This is a genomic window from Paraburkholderia caledonica (assembly GCF_000383275.1).
GTDB lineage: Bacteria > Pseudomonadota > Gammaproteobacteria > Burkholderiales > Burkholderiaceae > Paraburkholderia > Paraburkholderia caledonica.
On record NZ_KB911039.1, the window covers coordinates 152,422 to 173,817 of the forward strand.

Here is a 21,396-nt window from a genome sequence, read left to right on the forward strand (position 1 = left end):
AAACCGGAATGACCGACATGACTCACTTTGATACCAGCCTTGTGCCGACCGGCGATATTTTTATCGGCGGCGAATGGCGGCAGGGGCGTGGCAACCCGTATAAAAGCCTGTATCCGGCGGACCAGTCGGTCAACATGGAAATCTCGACAGCCAATGCAGACGACGCCCGCGAAGCCGTGGAAGCGGCCGATATCGCATGGCGTAAATCAGATTGGTCGGGTTTGAAGCCTCATCAACGCGCGCTGATTCTGTATCGCATCGCCGATCTGATCATGGCGCGTCATGAAGCGCTGGCGCAGTTGCAGCGCCGCGACAACGGCAAGCCAATTGGCGAAACGCGCGTGCTGGTGGCCAGCGCCGCGAACACGTTTCGCTATTTCGCGGCATGCCTCGAAACGCTCGACGAAGAAGTCACGCCCTCGCGCGGCGATTATCTGACCATGAGCGTCTACGAACCGATTGGCGTGATTGCCGCGATCACGCCCTGGAATTCGCCGATTGCATCTGACGCGCAGAAGCTCGCGCCGGCACTGGCGGGCGGCAACGCCGTGGTGCTGAAGCCCGCTGAGGTGACGCCGCTGGTATCCCTGGCGTTGGCCCGCATCTGCGAGGAAGCGGGCGTGCCGAAGGGCGTGATCAGCGTGTTGCCGGGCAAAGGCTCGGTGATCGGCGACGTGCTCGTGCGTCATCCGCTCGTGAAGAAGGTCTCGTTCACCGGCGGCACCGAGGTCGGCCGCGGCATCGCGCGGATCGCTGCGGACAAGCTGATGCCGGTCTCGCTTGAACTCGGCGGCAAATCGCCGACAGTTGTTTTCGACGACGCCGATCTCGACCATGCGGTCAACGGTGTGCTGTACGGGATCTTCAGTTCATCTGGTGAGGCTTGCATCGCGGGCTCGCGTCTCTTCGTGCAGCGCTCGGTCTACGACGCGTTCATGAAGCGTCTCGTTGAAGGTGCGCGCAAGTTGCGCGTGGGCGATCCGTCGCGAGTAGAAACGCAGATGGGTCCGCTGATTACGCAAGCCCATCGCGAAACGGTTGAGCGTTACGTGGCGCTCGGTCTCGAAGAAGGCGGACGTCTGCTGTGCGGCGGCGAACGCCCGGTTGGCGATGGCCGTGAACAAGGCACCTATTTTCAGCCGACGATTCTCGAAGGCCTCTCGAACAACGCTCGCATCTGCCAGGAAGAAATCTTCGGGCCCGTGCTGGTCGCAATGCCGTTCGACGACGAAGCATCGCTGCTGAAGGAAGCGAACAACAGCGTGTTCGGCCTCGCTGCCGGCATCTGGACGCGCGATTACAAGCGCGCTTACCGGACCGCCCGCGCGCTGGAAGCCGGCACCATCTGGATCAACACCTACAAGCTGTTCTCGATCTCGACGCCGTTCAGCGGCTGGAAAGAGAGCGGCATGGGGCGCGAGAAAGGCCGGCTCGGCATCCGCGAATACATGCAACAGAAGAGCCTCTACTGGGGCTTGAACGACGCGCCGCTGGCGTGGGCAAACTAGGCAAGAGGCAGGTTATGACGATTCTCGGCATTGAACAGATTATCTACGGCGTGACGGACCTCGCCACCTGTCGCCGCTTTTTCGCGGACTGGGGCTTGAAGCAAGTTGCGCACGACGAAACGCATGCGCGTTTCGAAACGCTCAACGGCTGCACGGTTCTCGCCGTGGATGCAAACGACCCGTCGCTGCCTCCCGCGTTCGAAGAAGGTCCCACGCTGCGCGAAGTGACGTGGGGCGTGGCGAGCAAAGAAGAGCTCGACGAACTGCGCGGACGCTTCGCCGGTCAGCCAGGCCATTTTGAAACCGACGACGCCGTCGGCTGCATCGACCCGAACGGCATGGCGATTCGCGTGGAAGTGACCCGCAAACGCGCGCTCGACGTTCACGGCTCGCCGTCGAACGTATGGGGCCAAACGTTGCGCGTCGATCAGCCGTCGCCAATTTATGAACACGCCGAACCAGTTGAAGTGGGCCACGTCGTGTTCTTCACGAACAAGCTTGCCGAACAGGAGAAGTTTTATCAGGAGCTGCTCGGCTTCGAAATGTCGGACCGTTATCCGGGCCGCGGCGCGTTCATGCGCTGCGCGCCGCACGGCGGCCATCACGACATTTTCCTGCTCGCGCTGCCCAACGGTAAGCGCGGTTTGAATCACGTCGCATTCACCGTGCGCGATATCCATGAAGTATTCGGCGGCGGCATGCATATCAGCCGCTGCGGTTGGGACACGCAGCTTGGGCCGGGACGCCATCCGGTTTCGTCGGCGTACTTCTGGTACTTCCAGAATCCGGCGGGCGGCCTGATCGAGTACTACGCAGACGAAGATCAACTCACGCCCGAATGGCAGCCGCGCGACTTCGAACCCGGCCCGACCGTGTTCGCCGAATGGGCGATCGACGGCGGCATCGACGGCAATACGCGTCGCCAGAAAAACGCGAAGGCGCCGGAAGGCAAGTTCATGACGGAGCGCAAAAATGACTGACGCTGCTACCGCAAAGGCGCAAGCCGCGCATGCCGAACTCGAAGCGCCGCGCACGATTGTCGTGATTGGCGGCGGCCAGGCGGCTGGTTGGGTCGTGAAGACGTTGCGCAAGGAAGGCTTTGACGGCCGCCTCGTGATGATCGCCGACGAAGTGCATTTGCCCTACGAACGCCCGCCGCTTTCAAAGGCCGTGCTTTCCGGTGAAGCGGATATCGACACAGTACGTCTCGTGAAGCCCGACGATTTCGACACGCTGAACATCGAAGCATGGCAGCCGGATTGCGCGACGTCGATCGATCGCGAGCAGCGCATTGTGCGCACGCAATCGGGACGCGAAGTGCAATACGACCGCCTCGTGATCGCGACGGGCGGCGCAGCGCGGCGCTTGCCGGAATCGCTGGTGAGTACATCGCACATTGCCTATCTGCGCACACTCGACGAAGCCGTTGCGCTCGGCGAGCGGCTGCGTGCAAGCAGGCGCGTGCTGGTGGTGGGCGGCGGCTGGATCGGCCTGGAAGTCGCGGCGACAGCGCGCAAGCTCGGCGTGGATGCAACCGTGGTGGAAGGCGCGCCGCGTCTTTGCGCGCGCTCGTTGCCGCCGATGGTGTCCGATTTTCTCCTGCAACTGCATCGCGCGAATGGGGTTGATGTGCGCTTGAGCGCTGCGCTCACCAAGCTCGAAGATCATCCGAACGACGCGAATCGCATTCGCGCGACGTTCGCCGACGGCTCGACGCTAGACGCCGATTTCGCGGTGGCCGGCATCGGTCTGACTCCGCATACGGCGTTGGCCGAAGCGGCGGGCGTCAAAGTGCAGGACGGCATCGTGGTCGATCATTTCGGCGCGACCGACGACCCGCGCATTTTCGCGTGCGGCGATGTGGCGAACCATCCGAGCGCGTGGCTCAAGCGCCGTGTGCGGCTCGAATCGTGGGCCAATGCTCAGAACCAGGCGATTGCCACAGCGAAAGCGCTACTCGGCACGTTCGAACCGTACGCGGACATTCCGTGGTTCTGGTCCGATCAGTACGACGTCAATCTGCAGATTCTCGGCGACATTCCCGCCGATGCACAGCTTGCGGTACGCGGCGATCTGGCGGCGAAGCGCGCGACGCTTTTCCATCTTGAAGACGGCGCCATTCGCGGCGTAATCGCCATCAACACTCCACGCGAGCTCAAGCTTTCGCGCAAGTGGATGAATCAAGGCCGGACGATCGACCTTGCGACGTTGACCGACGCCTCAACGGCGCTTGCCTAACCACATCTACGGACGGCACAACGGCATGAGAACCATCGACAACACAATTGCGGAGCGCAGCGGTGCGGGCGTCTCCGGGCCCGTGACGAGAGGCTCGATCATCGCGCGACTCGAGCGGTTGCCGAAAAATGCAATGCAGGTCCGTGCGCGGATTCTGATCGGTCTGGCGACATTCTTCGACGGCTTCGACGTGATCGCGATTGCGGCCACGTTGCCCGTTCTGATCGCGAAGTGGCATCTCACGCCGTGGGAAATCGGCTTTCTGATCGGCTCGGGTTCGGTCGGTCAACTGATCGGTGCGTTCGTGTTTCCGTGGTACGCCGAGCGTCATGGACGTGTGCGTGCGATTGCGTTGAGTTCGGGAATTATCGGGATTACGAGTATCGCGTGCGGATTTGCGCCGACGTTCGCCGCGTTTGTCGTGCTGCGTGTAATTCAAGGGCTTGGGCTCGGCGGTGAATTGCCCGTCGCGGCGACCTACATCAACGAAATCAGCCGTGCGCATGGACGGGGGCGCTTCGTGCTGTTGTATGAGATCGTTTTCCCGGTGGGGCTGCTGGCTTCGAATGCGTTGGGCGCGTGGATCGTGCCGCGTTTCGGCTGGCAGGCTATGTATTTCATCGGCGGCATGCCGTTGATTCTGTTCTTCGTGCTGCGCAAGCTCGTTCCCGAATCGCCGCGTTGGCTTGCCGAACGTGAACGCATGGCCGATGCCGATGCCGCGGTGCATGCATTCGAGCGTGCCGCCAAGGGTCCGTTGCCGCCGGTCGCACACTCGGCCGAGTTCGAAGCGATGGCGAATCGTCATCCGAAACGCCGCATGGGCGATCTGTTCGGTCCCGCGTACCTGAAGCGTACGTTGGCCGTTGCGATGTTGTGGATCACGTGCGGCTTCATTCAGTACGGTCTCTCGACCTGGCTGCCGACCATCTATCGCACGATCTATCACGCGCCGCTGCAATTGGCGCTGAATCTGGCGGTGGCCGCTTCGGTGCTCGGCGTGGTCGGGTCGTTGACGTGCGCGTTGCTGGTGGACAAGGTGGGCCGCAAGCCGATCATCAACCTGTCGTTTGTGGCGTGCGCCATGTCGTTGCTGCTGGCAGGCGTATTCCACGAGTCGTCGGTGTATGTGGTGGCGACGTTCTGCGCGTTCTCGCTGGGCTTCCTCGCTTGCGGCTTTATCACCGCTTATGTGTACACGCCGGAGTTGTACCCGACCAGCATTCGTGCAATGGGCTGCGGTGTCGGCGGCGCGTGGCTCAAGGTCGCGGCCATTTTTGCACCGGCCATCGTGTCGAAGACGATGATTGGCGGCAATTTGCAGGTAGCGTTTTATATTCTCGCCGCAGTGCCGTTTCTTGCGGCGGTGGCGGTGCATTTCCTGGGCATTGAGACCAAGGGTAAGGTGCTCGAGCAGCTGGAAGCTTGAAGACGTTTTTCGGTGGGCGGTGATGTAGTGCCGCAGTTGCAGGGGACGAAGGGCGCACTGGGTGGTGCGCCTTTTGTTTTATGAGGGTTACTAGAAAAGAAGAACTCTTCGTGTTCCCGAAAATAGTGCTACACCGCGTAGGAAACGTACTACTCAGATAGAGATCGGTCTGATAGAAATTCGCTCGACACTTCGGTATCGTATGAACCGTTAGTTAAGCTATGGATTTCAATAACAATGATATGGGTAATCGGTCTATCTGACGGCTGGCGCGTTGGTTGTCGTGTGCCGCGCGCGTGCGGCAGGAAAGGAGTCTTGAGGGTCGTAGGTGCTGGCGTGATGGCATGTTCCACTGTAGCCGCAATCCCCGCTCGCGCTGACGAGATTACGTATGGATATGATGCGCTGAGCCGACTTACCTCGGTTTCGGTTAATGGCGCCACTGCTTATTACGACTACGATGCGGCGGGCAATATCGTGGCAATTCGTAGGCAGATGGCGGGATCTGCGGCGCCCTCCATCGGTGGAGTTGGCCCTTCCGCGGTGCCTAATGACGAGGTGGCTATTTCGTCAATCGCTTCTACTAAAGTCTCGCGCTAAGCGGCACGGCCCTCCTCCGACCCGGAAAGTTAATGCAAGTCACCGTTGCCTTTGCAGTGCGTCATGCGCTAATGCGTCCGTTCGTTCTGCTTTTGTTTGTTCTACTGTCATGGTTCGTCGTGCCGCGTGCGCAAGCGACTGTGGATTGTGAGACCAAGTATATGAATGGCGGCGCTTATCCGGCCGATCCACAATGTCCGCTGAACGCGTCGTCTGCCGACTTTGGCGGTATGGGCGGGACGGCGTGCGGCGAACCTTTCACCATTTCGGCCTATTGCAGCGGTCCCTCCGGCGGTACGACCTCGGAGCCGTTTTCGCCCGACGAAACGATTACCGTCGACGGCGACGGCACTGACGGCACTGACGATCGATCCGGTGGTGCAGGCGACGGCACTGGCGGCTCTGATGGTACTGATGCTAAAGGTGGGTCAGATGATGCGAACGGCTCTGGCGACTCGGGCGGTTCGGGAGATTGTGGTGGCGGGGGTGCTACGGCGGGTTGCGGCAGCAGCACGTCGGGCGCGGATCCGGTGAAGCTGAACACTGGTCAATTTCACCTGGTCGTTCACGACCTGCGTGTTGCCGATACGATTCCATTGAGCCTCACGCGCGTCTACCGCAGCGGCGCGTATGACACGTCCGGCCGACCGATGGCGGGGGCCTTTGGCATCGGGACGACATTCAACTACGACAGCTATCTGACCGTGAGCGCGGCGGACAGTAATAATCTCCGGCAAGTCATTCAATTGTATTTGCCAAGCGGAATCCGCGTTTCGTTCACGCTTCGGACCGGCAGCACGGCAACTTGGGACGACCTGACAAGTCCTGGAAAGTATTTCCGCGCCACCATTGCCGGCAGTGGCACCAAACTGCTTACCCTGCGCGATGGTCGCACGATGCAGTTTACGATGATCGGCGGCTTGTACCGGCTCACCCGGCTTCAGGACCGTAATGGCAATACGGTGACGATCAGCCGCGACAGCAAGACGGGCGCGGTGACAAAGCTCACAAGCCAGAACGGTCGCGCGTTGACACTCACTTCCGTGATAGGCGCGCGTGGTACGCCGCTCATTTCCCGCGTGATGGATGCGCTTAGCCGCGAAGTGAGTTACCGATACGACGCTCAGGACCGCTTGATTCAAGTGACCGATGCGGCGGGTGGCCTTTGGAAATACGCCTGGGACGACACCAGTCGCTTGGTGAGCATTACGGACCCCGAAGGCAACCAGCAGGTCATCAATATCTACGACAACAACGACCGCGTAACGGGTCAGAAGCTTGCGAACGGCAGCACGTTTGCAATGGCTTATGCCGTCACCGGCGGCAGGGTCACGCAGACCGATGTGACGGACCGACGCGGCAGTATCCGCCGTCTTGAGTTCGATTCGAACGGACGGGTGGTGCGTAACACGTATCCGGCGGGGCAGGACGCAGCTCAGGTCCAGACTTTCACATACGACATCACGGGCCGGCTGACGAATGCTACGGTTGGCGACCGTCAGTACACGTTCGCCTATGACGCAAACGGCAACCGCATTAGTGATGCGGACCAGTACGGCACGCTGGCGACGCGTAGTTTTGACGCCTACAGCCGGTTGCTTACGAGCGCCCAGGCAGGCGACCCTCAGCGCGGTGTAAGCACTGTCTACACCTATGACGCGAAGGGTAATTTACTGACAGTAACAGATCGGCTGGGCAACCGTACAACGTTCACGGTTGACAGTCAGGGGCACCGATTGACAGCGACTGATGCCCTCAAGGGCGTAACAAAGTACGTTTGGACGGGCGCGGATCTGACCGCTGTCACCGACCCGATGAACCGGACTACTCAATATACGATCGACGCGGCCGGCCGCATGACGGCTACGCAGGATCCGCTGGGCAATACGATTCGCCGCACGCTCGACGCGCTGAGCAGAGTTACCAGTCTTACCGATGCAACTGGTGGCGCGATTCAGTTTACATGGGATGGCAACGGCCATCTGCTGAGCGAGGCAGATGCCAACGGCGTCACCACGCGCTATACGTACAATGCGATTGGCCGTCCCCGGACCAAGACCGATCCGCTGGGCAACAGTGAAAGCTACACATGGAACAGTGCTGGGCAGATGGAATCGCTGACCGACCGCAAGGGACAGGTGACGACATACACCTACGATGCGGCGGGCCGGCTAATACAGACCGATTTCCGGCTGGTAGAGGGGGCGCAACCGACCCGGACTTGGGTATACGGCTGGAATAACGCGACCGGCAAGTTGAAAGGCACGCAGGACTATTTTCCGACCGCAGACGGCCGCAATCAGAAAGAAGTCGATACGGTTTTGTACTACGACAACGTCACGGGCAAACTAATACGCACGTTGGATTATCCGACAGTTCAGGGCATCTGGACCTACCGGTATGCGGCTGATACGCGCGATGTCGTCGGAATCGACATGGATCGGGCAACGGTGAACTACGGCCGTGATGCGGAACATCGGGTGACGCAGATCCAGTATGCGGTGAATGACGAAGCCCCCCGTACGTTCAGTTACTCTTACGACGCGCTCGGTAGGCACAGTCAGGCGACTTTCGCCAACGGGATCACCGCGACCTATACGTGGGACGCCGCGAGTCAGTTGACGGGCATCACATATAGGCGGGCCGACGGCAGTGTGCTCGGCGACCTGACATATAGCTATGACCTGGCGGGTCGGCGCACGAAAGCGGGGGGCAGTCTCGCGAAGGTGAACCTGCCGCAGGCGGTGGACGATATGCAATACAACGCCGCCAATCAGTTGACGCGGTGGGCCGGTAGGACATTATCGTACGACCTGAACGGCAACCTCGCGAGCGACGGGCTCAACCAGTACGCCTGGGATGAACAAGGCTTGCTAAGCAAGGTGAGCGGCGGTGTGACGGCGAGTTTCGGCTATGACATGTTCGGCCGCCGCAAGGACCAGACGATCAACGGTCGCCGGATCCAGACCACCTGGATCGGCGACGAGGTGAATTTTATGGTGCCGGACGGCAACTGGTCGCAGCGGATCCGGATTTTCTCGCCGTACCCGACAAGCGCCGTGGACGGACTGACGTTCCGGCGTATCGGGGACGACGCAGGCCAGGACAGGTATGCGTTGCGCGACGAGAATAACAATGTGATCGCGCTGACCGATGCCGACCAGCAGATCCAGACGCAGTACAACTACGAGCCGTATGGCGCGACGACGCGGACTGGCGTGGACGATCCGAACACCCAGCAGTACACGGCGCGGGAGAATGATTCGACGGGACTGTATTACTATCGCGATAGGTACTACAACCCGACCATCGGGAGGTTCATCAGCGAAGACCCTGTTGGCTGGGCGAGTGGACAGACGAATGCGTATGCTTACGTCAACGGCAATCCGGTTCAACTCAATGACCCATTCGGTCTCGGGTCAACAGGTACGCCAGGCAACAATCAAGCTCAAAACAAACAAGTTCGCGATATCGTTAGGGAGCTTGGGTTATCCAAAGGTCAGCGTCGTGAATTGCATGACGCAATAACTGGTCAAGACTACGGCTACCATGAAATCAAAGCGATAGCGATAGATATGTTTTGCCCGACCAATAACTAGGCGAAGTTATGTTGCGTGATGACATAAGAGATGCTTTTTACGAGATCTGCGGCCTTCCCACCTGGCAGGTCCGGAAAGGCGTCGGATCGTTCCTTACCCTTGAGTACGGCGACCCGCGGCTGCAGATCCAGGAGCCGCGTGTGTCTCGATCGGAGTTGCCTGAGGTTCGCAAGTTGGCAGATCGTCGTCGAGTAGTCGTCTCTGGTCGGTGGCACCTTTGGATCTATATGTGCAACTGGGCGATAAGCTCGAATGGTACGTGGCTCGCGGACAACGAGGCGTCGAGCGAAGCTATCAATGAAGCGTCGCAATATCTCGATGGGCAAATACTGCTGTCGGTCGAGGTCTCACCGAAAGATGTGAAGACGGTCTTTCGGTTTGATCTTGGTGGAGAGCTCGCAACTTGGCCATATCTGGACGAGGGAGATCGGTACGAGGAGCAGTGGCTACTCTACGACTATGAGGCAAAGAAGGTACGGACACTTAGAGGTGACGGGACTTGGCTTTGTGAGCCATTAGAGGATTGATCTGTTGCTGTCGTTGCAGCATCGTGTCTAGTCGTGCGAGACAAATACTGAATTTCAAATCGTTGTATTTGTTGTCTGTCGTCGGTGTAGATAGCAGAAGGGCCGCGTTTCGCGGCTCTTCTGCTTACAAAGCGGCGTATCGATGCGTTTTAAGCTGGCGGTCTAGATCCACCACCCGTAGAGCTTCTTCCACGAAAGGCGGTCGGCGCCTTGCACATATGGGAGTGCTGGCGCGTCGGTTGTGGTAGCGCCAGAATTCCTGGATGGTGATAGAGCGTCACGTGCTTCATGCGGTGCAAGATGTCATGTCGTCTTGCACCGCATTGTTAAGCGTGGAAGCCTGATGGCCGTCAAGGCCAAGCGCTGCGGGCGCGCATTGCGCGACCTTGACGGGTTCGGGGTCCGCCTGGTTCACTAAGGCTTGAGCCGTTCTCGGAGCAGTGGGTGCGACGGCCGTGTTCGGCGGGGTTGTCATCGCGTTGCGGGCGCCGTCAAACCTTACAGACTGCGCAGATGTCTGCCGCCGGGCCTGCATTGCCCTATGCCAAAGACCGGATCCATGGTTACGCTCGACTGGCCAACCGCGTCCGCGGGTCCAAGAATCGCTTTCGTCGCAATGACTGTCATCTGGAGGGATGCTCAGAGACCGGGAAGACCTCTGTTCGTGACTCCTTGAATACGAGCATCGCCGGCGCTACTTGTAGAATCACCCTGCACTTATCACATCTGTTTCCGATACACCACAAACCCCGACTTATCCGCCACCGTGTCATACAACCGCATCGCGGTGTGATTCGTCTCATGCGTTTGCCAGTACACGCGTTGCGAACCATCGGCCTTCGCCCGCTCATACACCGCGTCGATCAGCGCGCGCCCCACGCGCTTGCCGCGCTCGGACTCCGACGTGTACAGGTCTTGCAAATAGCAGATTGGCCCTGCCAGCGTCGTATGACGGTGATAAAGAAAATGCACGATGCCGACCAGCTCGCCATGACGTTCGGCGACCATTGCATGCATCGGTTCGTAGCAATCGAAAAACCGGCCCCACGTAAGATGCGTGATTTCACGCGGCAGCGCCGTGTCGCCAGAGCGGCCATAGAACGCGTTGTACGCATCCCATAGCGGCAACCAGGCATCGAAATCCTTGTGTGTGACGGGGCGGATCTGAATCGTGTCGGACATGCGCGGCTCCTTGTCGATAAGCGAGCCATCGCACAACGCCATGAATTGCTTTCACGTATCGAAGCAGACGCCGGCTCGCAAACCGCAAGCATAAGAAAATCAGCCGGCCATTGTTAGCTCCACAGCGTGCCTCGGATTTGAGACCACGCATCGTCGTAAAAGCGCGAAGCCGACGCTAAGACGACCGCTGCCCTGTCACGTCACGACCCACAGGATTCGATGCAGCGCGTGTCAGCGCCTGCTCGTCGATGTCGCCATGATGCGGAACGGAAAGCCCGTTCGCGTCGGTCATCGCGTTATCAAACCGTCTCGGCCCTGAGCCATTGCACGAGCGCGGCGTCGTCATCGGTCTGAACTGCATGCGCGACGCGAAGCCCCACCGCCGCACCGAACTGGTAGCCGTGTCCCGAACAGGCGGACACCACGAGTGCCTTGCCGACGCGCTTTGAAAAGAACCGCTGGTCCGCCGCGAACGTGTAAGCGCAGCTTTCGACCTCGGTGACCACGTATTCGTCGATGCGGCTAAACGGCGGCGCGAACAGTTGACGCAAACGGTCGCCTTCGCCGGGCCCTGCAGTGCGGTCGGCTTCTGCATCCGGCACCAGTTTCCTCAGTGCGCATGCGCCGAACTTCAGATCGGCGCCGTCGATTGGCGGCAATGCATAGCCGTTGCTCCGACCGCCAATGTCGACGATCGCCGGTGCATTCGACCACGCGGTCTCCAGGTCTGCGGGCGGCGTCAAATAGGCGACGAGACTGCGGCGAATCGCAAGGTTGTTGGCAAGCGCGGGAAGGAGCCCCAACGTCCACGCGCCGGTCGCTACCACGAGCCGATCCGCCTGGACCACGGTGCCGTCGTCGATATGCACGAGTGCCGCGGCCGCATCGATTGCAACCGCCTTCGTGTGCATGCGAATGTCGACGCCGCGCATTCTGAGCCACGCTTTGATGTCGTGCGCGATTCGCGCGCAGAACAGCGCGCCTGCGTCACGGTCGAGATACGCGTAGCGAAACGTGGCGGCGTCGAGGAATGGGTAACGCTCGGCGGCTTCGCTGGCGTCGAGCCGTTCGTATTCGAAGCCCACGCGGTCGAAGCTCATACGCAATTGCTCGCCGCTGTCTCCCGGGAATTGCGATATGCCGAGCACGCCGCAGTTTGCGTAGTGGGACACACCGAGGTCGTCCCACAGCATGTCCCAACTATCGAACATTTCAGCGATCGTTTCCGCATGGCCGTTGGCACCGTCATGGGCGCGGCAAATCATGCCGTGCGCGTCGCGCGACGCGGCAAGCGGATTGGGGATCGAGCCCTGCTCGACCAACGTGACGTCATGCCCCAGCTTGGTGAGCGACCACGCCGTACTTAAGCCGACGATTCCAGCGCCAACAATTGTCACCCGCATACCAATCCTCCGGTAGTTAAACCGGATCAAGTCTAGCGCGGGAAAATAATTGCTGCGTTGAGCCTATCGAAGTCCATTCAGCCGACGATTGATATTGCATAAAACAACGCTTTCAATGCTTTCGATGCGAGGCGTCGCGCAGCTTATTGCGGACTTTCTTGGCCGCGAAGAGCGGCACATAATCGAACACTCGCGCGTCGTGGCGATAGTCGGCCAACGTATCGGCGTACATTCTGGAGACGGTTTCCGGCGGCGTGTCGGTTTCCTCGGCAATGCTTCTGACCACTTCGTCCACATTTGGCTCGGGCTGAGACATTGATTCTCTCCAGACTGGCAGCGGTTGAACGGGCGAGCGCGGCGATGCACGCGGCTTTTTATTAGAGGACGTGATTCTCGCCGCCGCCAATTGAATCGGTCTATCGCGCGCCATCTACCACAGAGATTTTTTTCTTGCGGTAAGAGTTTCGCTGACTTAGCGCGAACGCTCGACGCTGAAGGCTGCTTGAAATAATCGGAAACAGATCCTTCTGCGGGTTTCGGAATAAAACGGCACACTCGGGGGTTCTTGTCTCATGAATGGCGCGCCGCTGACGAGCGGCCAATAGAAAGCTTTGCAACGATCCCCTCTCAGGCCGCACCACTTATGAATATCCACGCCGAACCATTGAGCAACCAGGCCGGAACAACCGCGCCCTCACGCTATACGCGCACGGCGATCACGCTGCACTGGCTTATTGCGCTGCTGATTATCTGCAACGTCGCGCTCGCACTGAGCGCGGATTCGCTACCTGACGACTGGGTGCGCCCGGTAATCAATACACACAAATCCATCGGCATCACGGTGCTCGGTCTAGCTCTTTTGCGCATTCTGTGGCGCGTGTCGCACAAGCCGCCGCCGTTGCCGCGCGAGTTTCCGTCGTGGGAGAAAGTCGCCGCGCATCTCGCGCACTTTCTGCTGTATCTGCTGATGATCGGGCTGCCGCTTTCCGGCTGGCTGCACGATTCCGCATGGAAGGACGCGGCCACGCATCCAATGCGTCTGTTCGATCTGTTTCCGTGGCCGCGTATCGGCTACGTGATGAACCTCGATCCCGCGCTGAAGGAAACGCTGCACGACCGCTTTGGCGCGTTGCATACGTGGCTGGGTTACGCGCTGTATGCGTTGCTTGCCATGCATATCGGCGGCGCGCTGAAGCACCAGTGGATCGATCGAAAGTCGGTTCTCAAGCGCATGATGCCTTGAGCACCGCTTCGCTCATTCTCCAAACCGCAGCAACGACCGGCTCGTTAGTTACCTTGAAACAGAACCTGGAACAGGCGTTCGCGCTTGCATCGCCCCGTATCGTGTCGCGTGGCACGACGCTTTCGAGCACGTTGATTCATGCGAGCGTCGTCGCCGTGTGGCTGCTGCTGTTCGCGCGTGCGTTCTTTCTGCATGGCGTGGTGGCGTGGTCCACAGGTATCGCCTACGTGATCTACGACACCGTGCTGCTCGCGTTCGTCACATGGAAAACACTGCCGCTGATGCGTCGCGCGGCGCCGCTCGAGCCTGACTACGATCGGCGCAGCTTGCCGGACATCGGCGTGGTGGTCGCGTCACATAACGAGGCGGCTGTGCTGCCTGTCACCATTGCGGCGTTGTTGCGGCAGGTTCACGGCCCAGCCCAAATCGTGATTGCCGACGACGGCTCCACCGACCACACGCGCGCGCTGCTCACCGAACGCTTCGGCCTCGTCGCGCCGGCCGAGGGGAAGTTGAGCGCGCCCAGTTCGCTTCATCCCAATCTCTTCTGGCTGCGCATGCCGCACGGCGGCAAGGCGCGCGCGCTGAACGCCGCGATCACCGTGATGAGCACGGACATCGTAATGACCGTCGACGCCGATACGCTTCTCGACGACGACGCCACTTACGCAATGCGCGCCGCTTTCGCCAGCGCCCCCAAGCTCGTCGCTGCCGCCGGCCTGCTGGTGCCGGTTTGCGGCAAGTCCGCGTCTGGCCGCGTGCTGCAATGGTTCCAGACCTACGAGTACATGCGAAATTTCATCGCGCGTTTTGCGTGGATGCGCGCGGACAGTCTGCTGTTGGTGTCGGGCGCCTTCGCGTCATTCAGGCGCGATGCGCTGCTCGACGTCGGCGGCTTCGATCCGCAGTGCCTGGTCGAAGACTACGAGCTGATACACCGGCTGCGCCGCTATTCGGTCGATCACGGCCTCGGCTGGGACGTGCGAGTGGTCGGCGACGCGCATGCGCAAACCGATGCGCCAGACAACCTCGGCAGCTTCCTGCGGCAACGGCGGCGCTGGTTCGCGGGCTTCCTGCAAACGCAGTACTGGAACCGCGACATGACCGGCAATCGCCGCTATGGAACGCTCGGCATGCTGATGCTGCCCGTGAAGGCGCTCGACACCATGCAACCCATCTACGGCTTGACCGCTTTCGGATTGCTGCTCGCGTTCGTGTTCGGCAGGCACGGCGCAATCGTCGTGTCGATCTTCAGTGTAATCGGCCTGAAAACAGCGATCGACCTCGCTTTTTACCTGTGGAGCGTTCATCTTTACCGGCGCTGGACCGGCAAGCGCAGCGGCTCCAGTATGGGCATGGCGATGCTGGCTGCGATTGCGGAGCCTTTCACTTTCCAGCTGCTGCGGCACCTCGGCGCAGCGCTCGGCTGGCTGCATTTCCTGCGCGGCGGGCGATCGTGGGGCGTGCAGCGCCGCACAGGGCTCGTGGCTCGCGACGAGACCTAGCGGCGCGGTGTTTTGACCCCGCGCAACCCATGCCGTCCCCGGTTCGAGTAGACTGACGCGATTGCGGCCGCGCGAATGCGGCCGCCTACTTTATCCGCACGTGCACGGAGGCTCTACACTATGCATGCTGTTCCCCCGCTCGAACAAGACACCGTCGAGGCGTCCTCAACGCATGCGACATCGCCTAAAGCCGCTCCCACGCTTGGCCAGGCGGCCAGCGGCGCGCCGGTCCGCGACCTGCGCCGCGTCGGCATTCATCCCGACTACTGGTATCCGCTCGCGTGGTCACACGAAGTAAAGCGCGGCAAGACACATGGCGTGACGTTCGCGGGCGATCCGATCGTGCTCGCCCGCACCGAATCCGGCAAAGTTTTCGCGCTCGAAGACCGCTGCGCGCATCGTCAGGTGCCGTTGCACCAGGGCGTGGTCGACGGCGAGTCGATTCGTTGCGGATACCACGGTTGGACCTATGACTGCTCGGGCAAGTGCGTCGACGTACCGTACCTTGGACGCGAGCGTTTGCCGAACGGCGTGCGCTCGTATCCGTGCCGCGAAGTGGAAGGCCTGATCTTCGTATTTCCCGGCGACCCGGCAATGGCCGAGATTCGCCCGCTGCCCACGTTTGGTTCCGTGTCCGACAAGAAGTACAAGACGCGGCGCTTTGGCCGTCCTGTGAATTGCCACTACTCGTTCATGCACGAGAACCTGATGGACATGAATCATCAGTTTCTGCATCGCCGCCAGATGGGGCAGATGCGCGCGCGTTCGCTCGGGCGGCGGCGCGGCGAAGGCTGGGTCGAAGTGGATTACACGTTTGCGCGCATGGCCGGTCAGCAGCCGATCGGCGAGGCGATCGTGTTTGGTCAGAGCCGCAAAACGGGCGGCGACAACGACAAAGACGTGATGACGATCCGCACCGAGTATCCGTATCAGACGCTGCAGATTCGCACGTCCGAGCAGACGCTCGTCATGGACCTGTGGATCGTGTACGTGCCGCTCGATCGCGAGCAGCGCACCAACCGCACTTTCGGGCTGCTGTCCATTCGCAAGCCAGGCGTTCCCGGCGTGCTGAATCTCGCGTGGCCGTTGCTCGTGTGGTTCACTGAGCGCATCTTCAAGGAAGACCGCGAGATCGTCGAGGCCGAGCAACGCGCGCACGATTCGCAAGGCGCCGACTGGAACCACGAAGTGTTTCCGGTCATCAACGAACTGCGCGCGTTGCTGCGCGAAAGCGGCGCGCCGGATCAGGTGGTTGGTGCAGGCACCGGCGACACGGAAATCATCCGTTTCTGGGACTCACGCAGCGGCAGCCCGCTCGCGAAAACCTGAGCGGCGAGCGGCAGGCGGCTTTTCCGCCTCGCCGCGAATTAGTTCATCTCCGTCGCGTAAGTAATCCGGTGCGGTCGACCGGCGATAATGGCAACCCGGTGGAAAGCGGGCGGCAACCGATACGCGCAGGTTTGCGCAGATCGGCATACGCCGCACCGCGACCCGTGTACCATTTCGCTTTTTTGATTTCCAAAGACCGCTCCGTGACTACGCAACAATTCCGCACTGCATCGCGCAAACCCCTCACTCTCCTTCAACTGCTCGGCATCATCGGCGCCGCCGGGCTGATCGCTTCCATTTTGCTCAATCTGCTGGTGTAACGCCCTCATGTACAAGAAGGGCGTGGCGCTAGAAATCCAGTTTTCTCCCGAGCGACTCAACGACAACGCTGGCGATCCTTACTGGATCGATTTGACGCAAGACGAAGCGCAGCGCTTGCTGGCAAACCTGCAAACGCGTTTCGCCGTGGACAGTTCGGGCACGCAGGCGCCCCTCGTTGTCAGCCTGGACGACACGCCTGCCTTGCAACAACAAGGCAGGCTGGATTCGGCGACCATCACCACCGCTTCGGCGGACGACTTCAAGCAGTGGGTCTGCGTGATCTGTGGCTGGATTTACGACGAAGCCGCCGGCTTGCCCGAAGACGGCATCGCGCCGGGCTCGCGCTGGGCCGACATTCCCGCCGACTGGCGCTGCCCGCTGTGCGACGTGGGTAAGGAAGACTTCGCGCTAGTCGAGTTCTAGGCGTCGGGAAAATCGGCGCCCACGGTGGTTGCTTCCCACGCGTCGAAGTCGCCGCGCATGAAGTCGAGCTTCTTGCGCGCCAGTTCGAGCGCGGTCTTGCCGAGCAGCAACCGCAGCGGCGGGCGGTCCGACAGGGCCGCGTCGATGATCGCTTGCGCCGCGCGCACCGGATCGCCGGCCTGCTTACCGCTACGGGCTTCGGTCTGCTTGCGCCGCTCGCCGGCGGTGGCCGCATAGTCGTCGATCTCGGTGGCCGATTGCTTGATTGACGGACCGGCCCAGTTGGTTCGGAACGGACCGGGTTCGACGATCAGCACGTCGATGCCGAGCGGCTTGACCTCGGTGGCAAGAGATTCCGACAAGCCCTCCACCGCGTATTTCGTCGCATGGTAGTAACCGGTTGCGGCAAAACTCGTGAGACCGCCAATCGACGATACGTTGACGATCAGGCCGCTGCGCTGCTCGCGCATGATCGGCAGCACGGCCTTTGTGATGTCGACGAGACCGAACACGTTCGTCTCGAACATGGCCCGCACTTCGTCGTCTTCACCTTCTTCGATCGCGGCCAGGTAGCCATAACCTGCGTTGTTCACGAGCGCGTCGATGCGGCCAAAACGTTGCCTGGCCTGTGCGACGACGTCTGCAATTTGCGCGCGGTTCGTAACATCGAGCGGCAGAACGAGCGCACGCTCGCCGTGCGGCTCGGCAATGTCTTTTACTTTGGATTCGTCGCGTGCGGTAACCACGGCGCGCCAGCCTCGCTCAAGTACCAGTTTTGCGAGTTCGCGCCCGAAGCCGGTCGAACAACCTGTAATTAGCCAGACGGGATTGTCTCGATTCATCATGTGGGAAAACTCCTGTTGATGGTCTGCGACTTTGCCTTGCGCCTTTCGTTTGACTAACGCTTTGAATGCTGCTTGCGCCGGGCAGGGGAATCTGATTGTAGTCGTAGGTCGACGGTCTCGCTGTGGAGCGCTCCGACGCCCGCGCCGCAATTGCGTCGTTTCAACGCACCCTTACCGTACGTGTGTACGAGGCGATCATGGTCGCCAGTTCCTGCGCGGCGGGCGTGACGGGAATGGCCGCGCGTTGCAGCAGGCAGACGGTCTGCTCGATGGCGCGCTCGCGGACGTCGATCACGGTGAGCGCACTCGCAAAAGGCCCCTGCTTCGCGACAATCGACGACTCCAGCGACAGGCAATCCGTGGCGCCCACCAAGTGCAAGGTCTCGTACAGGCCTTCCACGGTCGCGACGATTTCAGGCGGCGGCAAGCCATGACTTTCGAACAGATGGCTCAGGCGGTTGACTTGCGGATCATCGGTAAGATTCGGTGAGCGCGTCGCGATCCACGCGCAGCCGGCGAGTTCCGCGAGCGTTCGTGCGCCGGATTTCGGGTGACCCCTGCGGCAGACAATGACCGGGTCGGACGGATAAAGCGGTACGACGGACAGATCGGCTGTATCGGTATGTTTCGACACCAAGGCGACCGCGAAGTCCAACGTGCCTTCACGAATCCACGAGATCATCATGCGCGAGGTGCCGGTGCGCAGATGCAGCGCAACCTGCGGAAAGCGCGTGCGGAAATCCATCAGCACGGGCGCCAATGCGTCGACGAGCGGCTCGGTAGTCATGCCGAACGTGACCTCGCCCGCATAGTCGCCGCGCAATTGCTGCACTTCCTGCTCGGCGCGTTCGCATTCGCCGATGATCGCGCCGGCGCGCTGCAACAGCCGCTGGCCCAGCGCGGTCAACGCAATGCCGCGATTCGTGCGGATAAACAGCGTGGCGCCCAGGATCGATTCAAGGTTCTGCAACTGCTGCGTGATGCCGCTTTGCGCGACGCCCAACGCGCGCGAGGCTGCGCGCAGGCTGCCATGTTCGGCTACTGCCTTGAAGGCTCGCAGTTGCGAGATGGTCAACGCCATATGAGCGTCCGTGTGGTAATTCGCAGGGTGGCGAAGGTATTCAGCCGCACACGCCGCGTCTGTGATCGGCAAAGGTGATCATGATAGTCGGAACGGGACTTCTATGGAGCGCGGCGCCGGCATACGATGACTTGGCCACGATCCGTCCACTCGACCCTTCCGCTCCCATGAAACTTCCGCTGATGATCTTCGGTGCCGCGCTGATGTTTAGCGTCGGCGCGTATGCCGCTGAGTCCAACACGCTGCGCCTGGGCATTGACCCGAGCTATCCGCCGATGGACTCCAAAGCGCCTGACGGCAGCCTCAAAGGTTTCGACGTCGATCTCGGCAACGAAATTTGCCGCCGCATCCAGGCACGTTGCCAATGGGTCGAACTCGAATTTTCGGGGATGATCCCGGCGCTTCAGGCACGCAAGATCGACGCGATTCTGTCCTCGATGGCCATCACGCAGAAGCGGGAGCAGCAAATACTGTTCACGTCGAAGCTCTTTCAATTCAAATCGCGGCTAATTGCACGGCAAGGCTCGCCGCTCGCGGCGGGCCTGCAGGCACTCTCCGGCAAACAGATCGGCGTGCAATCGGGCACGCAGTTCGAAGGCTATGCGCTTACCCACTGGGTGCCGCTCGGCGCGCATGTCGTCGCATACAAGAGCCAGGACGAAGTATTCGCCGACCTGCAGAACGGACGCCTGGACGGCGCATTGCTCGGCTCGGTCGAAGCGGATTTCGGTTTTCTGCGCACGCCGGCCGGCAAGGGCTTTGCGTTTGTCGGCGAACCGCTTTCAATGGGCGATCGCGGCACGGGCATCGGCTTGCGCAAGGACGAGACAGCGATACAGGCGTCGATCAACGCGGCGATTGCCGCCATGTTGAAAGATGGCACCTATGCGCAGATCGCAAAGAAGTACTTCGACTTCGACCCATACGGCAATTGATGCCTACGCGTCTTGCTCTTCAACCGACAGCTTTCCACTCATGAACAGGCAATCGCATCCGCTTCTTTCGCCGGCTATCGGCACGCACCGCGAACTAGTGTCGTTTCACTTCGGCCCGGTTGGCAGCGGAGAAAAGATCTATATTCAGTCGTCGCTGCACGCCGACGAAACGCCGGCAATGTTGACCACGGTTCTATTGAAACGGCGTCTCGTGGAGCTCGAACAGCAGGGCAAATTGAATGCGGAGATCGTGCTCGTGCCGGTGGCCAATCCGGTTGGACTCGGGCAATACATACTCGGCCAGTTTCTAGGGCGCTTCGATCTCGCGAGCGGCAAGAACTTCAACCGGCATTTCCTGCGGTTCCCCAAGCTGATTGCGCGGGCCCGCGAAGCGCTAGGTGCCGACGCGGCGGAAAACGTGCGCATTGTTCGTCGGTTGATTGCAGAGGAACTGGCCGCACAAAAACCGTTGACCGAGTTCGAGTCTTTGCAGTTGGCGATGCTCAAGCTCTCGTTCGATGCGGACGTCGTAATAGATCTGCACTGCTCGCTCGAAGCCGCGATGCATCTGTACACGAGCGAGGCGGCGTGGCCGCAATTCGAACCGTTCGCGCGCTATCTCGGCGCACAGGCCTCGTTGCTCGCAACCAACTCGGGCGGCGAGGCCTTCGACGAAACGCACAGCCTGTTGTGGTGGCAATTGCAGCAGGAAATGCCCGCCGACAAGCCGGTGCCCAACGGCGCGATCGCCGTGACGGTGGAGTGCCGCGGCCAGCGCGACGTGACCTACGAAGCCGCACAGCAGGATGCCGACGCGATTGTCGACTATCTCGTGTGGCGCAAAGCTATTCGACTAGAAGCGAAGCCGCTGCCGCCGCTGTTGGCGGCCGCCACGCCGCTTGCGGGCAGTGAGCAGTTCTATGCGCCAGTGAGCGGCATTCTGATTCACCGCGCGAACATTGGCGACACGATCCGCGTGGGGCAGCCGCTGTTCGATATTGTCGATCCATTAACCGACGAAACGACAACGCTCACGAGTCATACGGAAGGCGTGTTTTATATGCGTCGCGCGATCCGCTTTGTGACGGCGGGCGCGCCGCTTGGGCGAGTGACAGGAACGCGGCCGTTCAGAACAGGCGTGTTGTTAGGGGCGTAGTTACACCAGCATGCGAGAAGACTTCGGCACGCCGCGCAGACAACACGCGGCCAGCCGAAGCCTAAGCTTCAC

The 21,396-nt window shown here is 60.7% G+C and carries 16 protein-coding genes; 11 read left to right on the top strand and 5 right to left on the bottom strand.

Translation table 11 applies throughout. The annotated features are described in order from the left end of the window. Positions 1-17 precede the first annotated feature (17 nt). From H281_RS0118765 to H281_RS0118785, 5 genes are all read left to right on the top strand, one after another. Positions 18-1,508, top strand: coding sequence for an aldehyde dehydrogenase (locus H281_RS0118765; protein ID WP_027804745.1), 1,491 nt, complete (start codon positions 18-20; stop codon positions 1,506-1,508). Positions 1,509-1,522: 14 nt separating this feature from the next. Further along, on the top strand, positions 1,523-2,488 hold the full coding sequence (locus tag H281_RS0118770) for a VOC family protein (RefSeq protein ID WP_020068694.1): 966 nt from the start codon (positions 1,523-1,525) through the stop codon (positions 2,486-2,488). Then, a complete protein-coding gene (locus H281_RS0118775; protein WP_020068695.1) occupies positions 2,481-3,746 on the top strand; it encodes an NAD(P)/FAD-dependent oxidoreductase in 1,266 nt (421 codons plus the stop codon). Before H281_RS0118770 ends, H281_RS0118775 begins: the two co-directional genes overlap by 8 nt. Positions 3,747-3,771: 25 nt before the next feature. Continuing rightward, entirely contained in the window at positions 3,772-5,175 is a 1,404-nt protein-coding gene (locus H281_RS0118780) for an MFS transporter (protein ID WP_020068696.1), read from the top strand. A 632-nt stretch (positions 5,176-5,807) separates the two neighbouring features. Next, positions 5,808-9,374 carry an RHS repeat-associated core domain-containing protein gene (locus H281_RS0118785; RefSeq protein ID WP_020068697.1) on the top strand — a complete coding sequence of 1,189 codons (3,567 nt, stop codon included), beginning with the start codon at positions 5,808-5,810 and terminating at the stop codon, positions 9,372-9,374. A 1,247-nt stretch (positions 9,375-10,621) separates the two neighbouring features. Here H281_RS0118785 and H281_RS0118800 read toward each other — a convergent pair. The 3 genes from H281_RS0118800 to H281_RS0118815 all read right to left on the bottom strand — a co-directional run bounded on the left by H281_RS0118800 (position 10,622) and on the right by H281_RS0118815 (position 12,802). Continuing rightward, on the bottom strand, positions 10,622-11,083 hold the full coding sequence (locus H281_RS0118800; RefSeq protein WP_027804746.1) for a GNAT family N-acetyltransferase: 462 nt from the start codon (positions 11,081-11,083) through the stop codon (positions 10,622-10,624). A 299-nt stretch (positions 11,084-11,382) separates the two neighbouring features. Further along, positions 11,383-12,486, bottom strand: a complete 1,104-nt coding sequence (locus H281_RS0118810; RefSeq protein ID WP_020068702.1) for an NAD(P)/FAD-dependent oxidoreductase — start codon at positions 12,484-12,486, stop codon at positions 11,383-11,385. A gap of 112 nt (positions 12,487-12,598) precedes the next feature. Beyond that, entirely contained in the window at positions 12,599-12,802 is a 204-nt protein-coding gene (locus H281_RS0118815; RefSeq protein WP_020068703.1) for a DUF3562 domain-containing protein, read from the bottom strand. A gap of 327 nt (positions 12,803-13,129) precedes the next feature. Between H281_RS0118815 and H281_RS0118820 the strand changes: the two genes are divergently transcribed. The 4 genes from H281_RS0118820 (at position 13,130) to H281_RS37335 (ending at position 17,307) form a co-directional block, all read left to right on the top strand. Further along, complete coding sequence (locus H281_RS0118820) at positions 13,130-13,729, top strand: cytochrome b (RefSeq protein WP_020068704.1); 600 nt, start codon at positions 13,130-13,132, stop codon at positions 13,727-13,729. Between the two features lie 53 nt (positions 13,730-13,782). After that, positions 13,783-15,234, top strand: a complete 1,452-nt coding sequence (locus tag H281_RS0118825; RefSeq protein ID WP_027804747.1) for a glycosyltransferase family 2 protein — start codon at positions 13,783-13,785, stop codon at positions 15,232-15,234. A gap of 120 nt (positions 15,235-15,354) precedes the next feature. Next, positions 15,355-16,563, top strand: a complete 1,209-nt coding sequence (locus tag H281_RS0118830) for an aromatic ring-hydroxylating oxygenase subunit alpha (protein WP_020068706.1) — start codon at positions 15,355-15,357, stop codon at positions 16,561-16,563. Positions 16,564-16,890: 327 nt separating this feature from the next. Further along, positions 16,891-17,307 (top strand): rubredoxin, encoded by a 417-nt coding sequence (locus H281_RS37335; protein ID WP_020068708.1) that lies wholly within the window; start codon positions 16,891-16,893, stop codon positions 17,305-17,307. Here H281_RS37335 and H281_RS0118845 read toward each other — a convergent pair. Beyond that, positions 17,304-18,152 (bottom strand): oxidoreductase, encoded by an 849-nt coding sequence (locus H281_RS0118845; protein ID WP_020068709.1) that lies wholly within the window; start codon positions 18,150-18,152, stop codon positions 17,304-17,306. The two genes, H281_RS37335 and H281_RS0118845, sit on opposite strands and share 4 nt — an antisense overlap. 160 nt (positions 18,153-18,312) lie before the next feature. Beyond that, on the bottom strand, positions 18,313-19,233 hold the full coding sequence (locus tag H281_RS0118850; RefSeq protein ID WP_020068710.1) for a LysR family transcriptional regulator: 921 nt from the start codon (positions 19,231-19,233) through the stop codon (positions 18,313-18,315). A gap of 167 nt (positions 19,234-19,400) precedes the next feature. On the opposite strand from H281_RS0118850, the gene H281_RS0118855 reads away from it, so the two are divergent. Further along, positions 19,401-20,168 (top strand): transporter substrate-binding domain-containing protein, encoded by a 768-nt coding sequence (locus H281_RS0118855; protein WP_020068711.1) that lies wholly within the window; start codon positions 19,401-19,403, stop codon positions 20,166-20,168. Between the two features lie 40 nt (positions 20,169-20,208). Then, positions 20,209-21,324 carry a succinylglutamate desuccinylase/aspartoacylase family protein gene (locus H281_RS0118860; protein WP_020068712.1) on the top strand — a complete coding sequence of 372 codons (1,116 nt, stop codon included), beginning with the start codon at positions 20,209-20,211 and terminating at the stop codon, positions 21,322-21,324. Positions 21,325-21,396 lie beyond the last annotated feature (72 nt).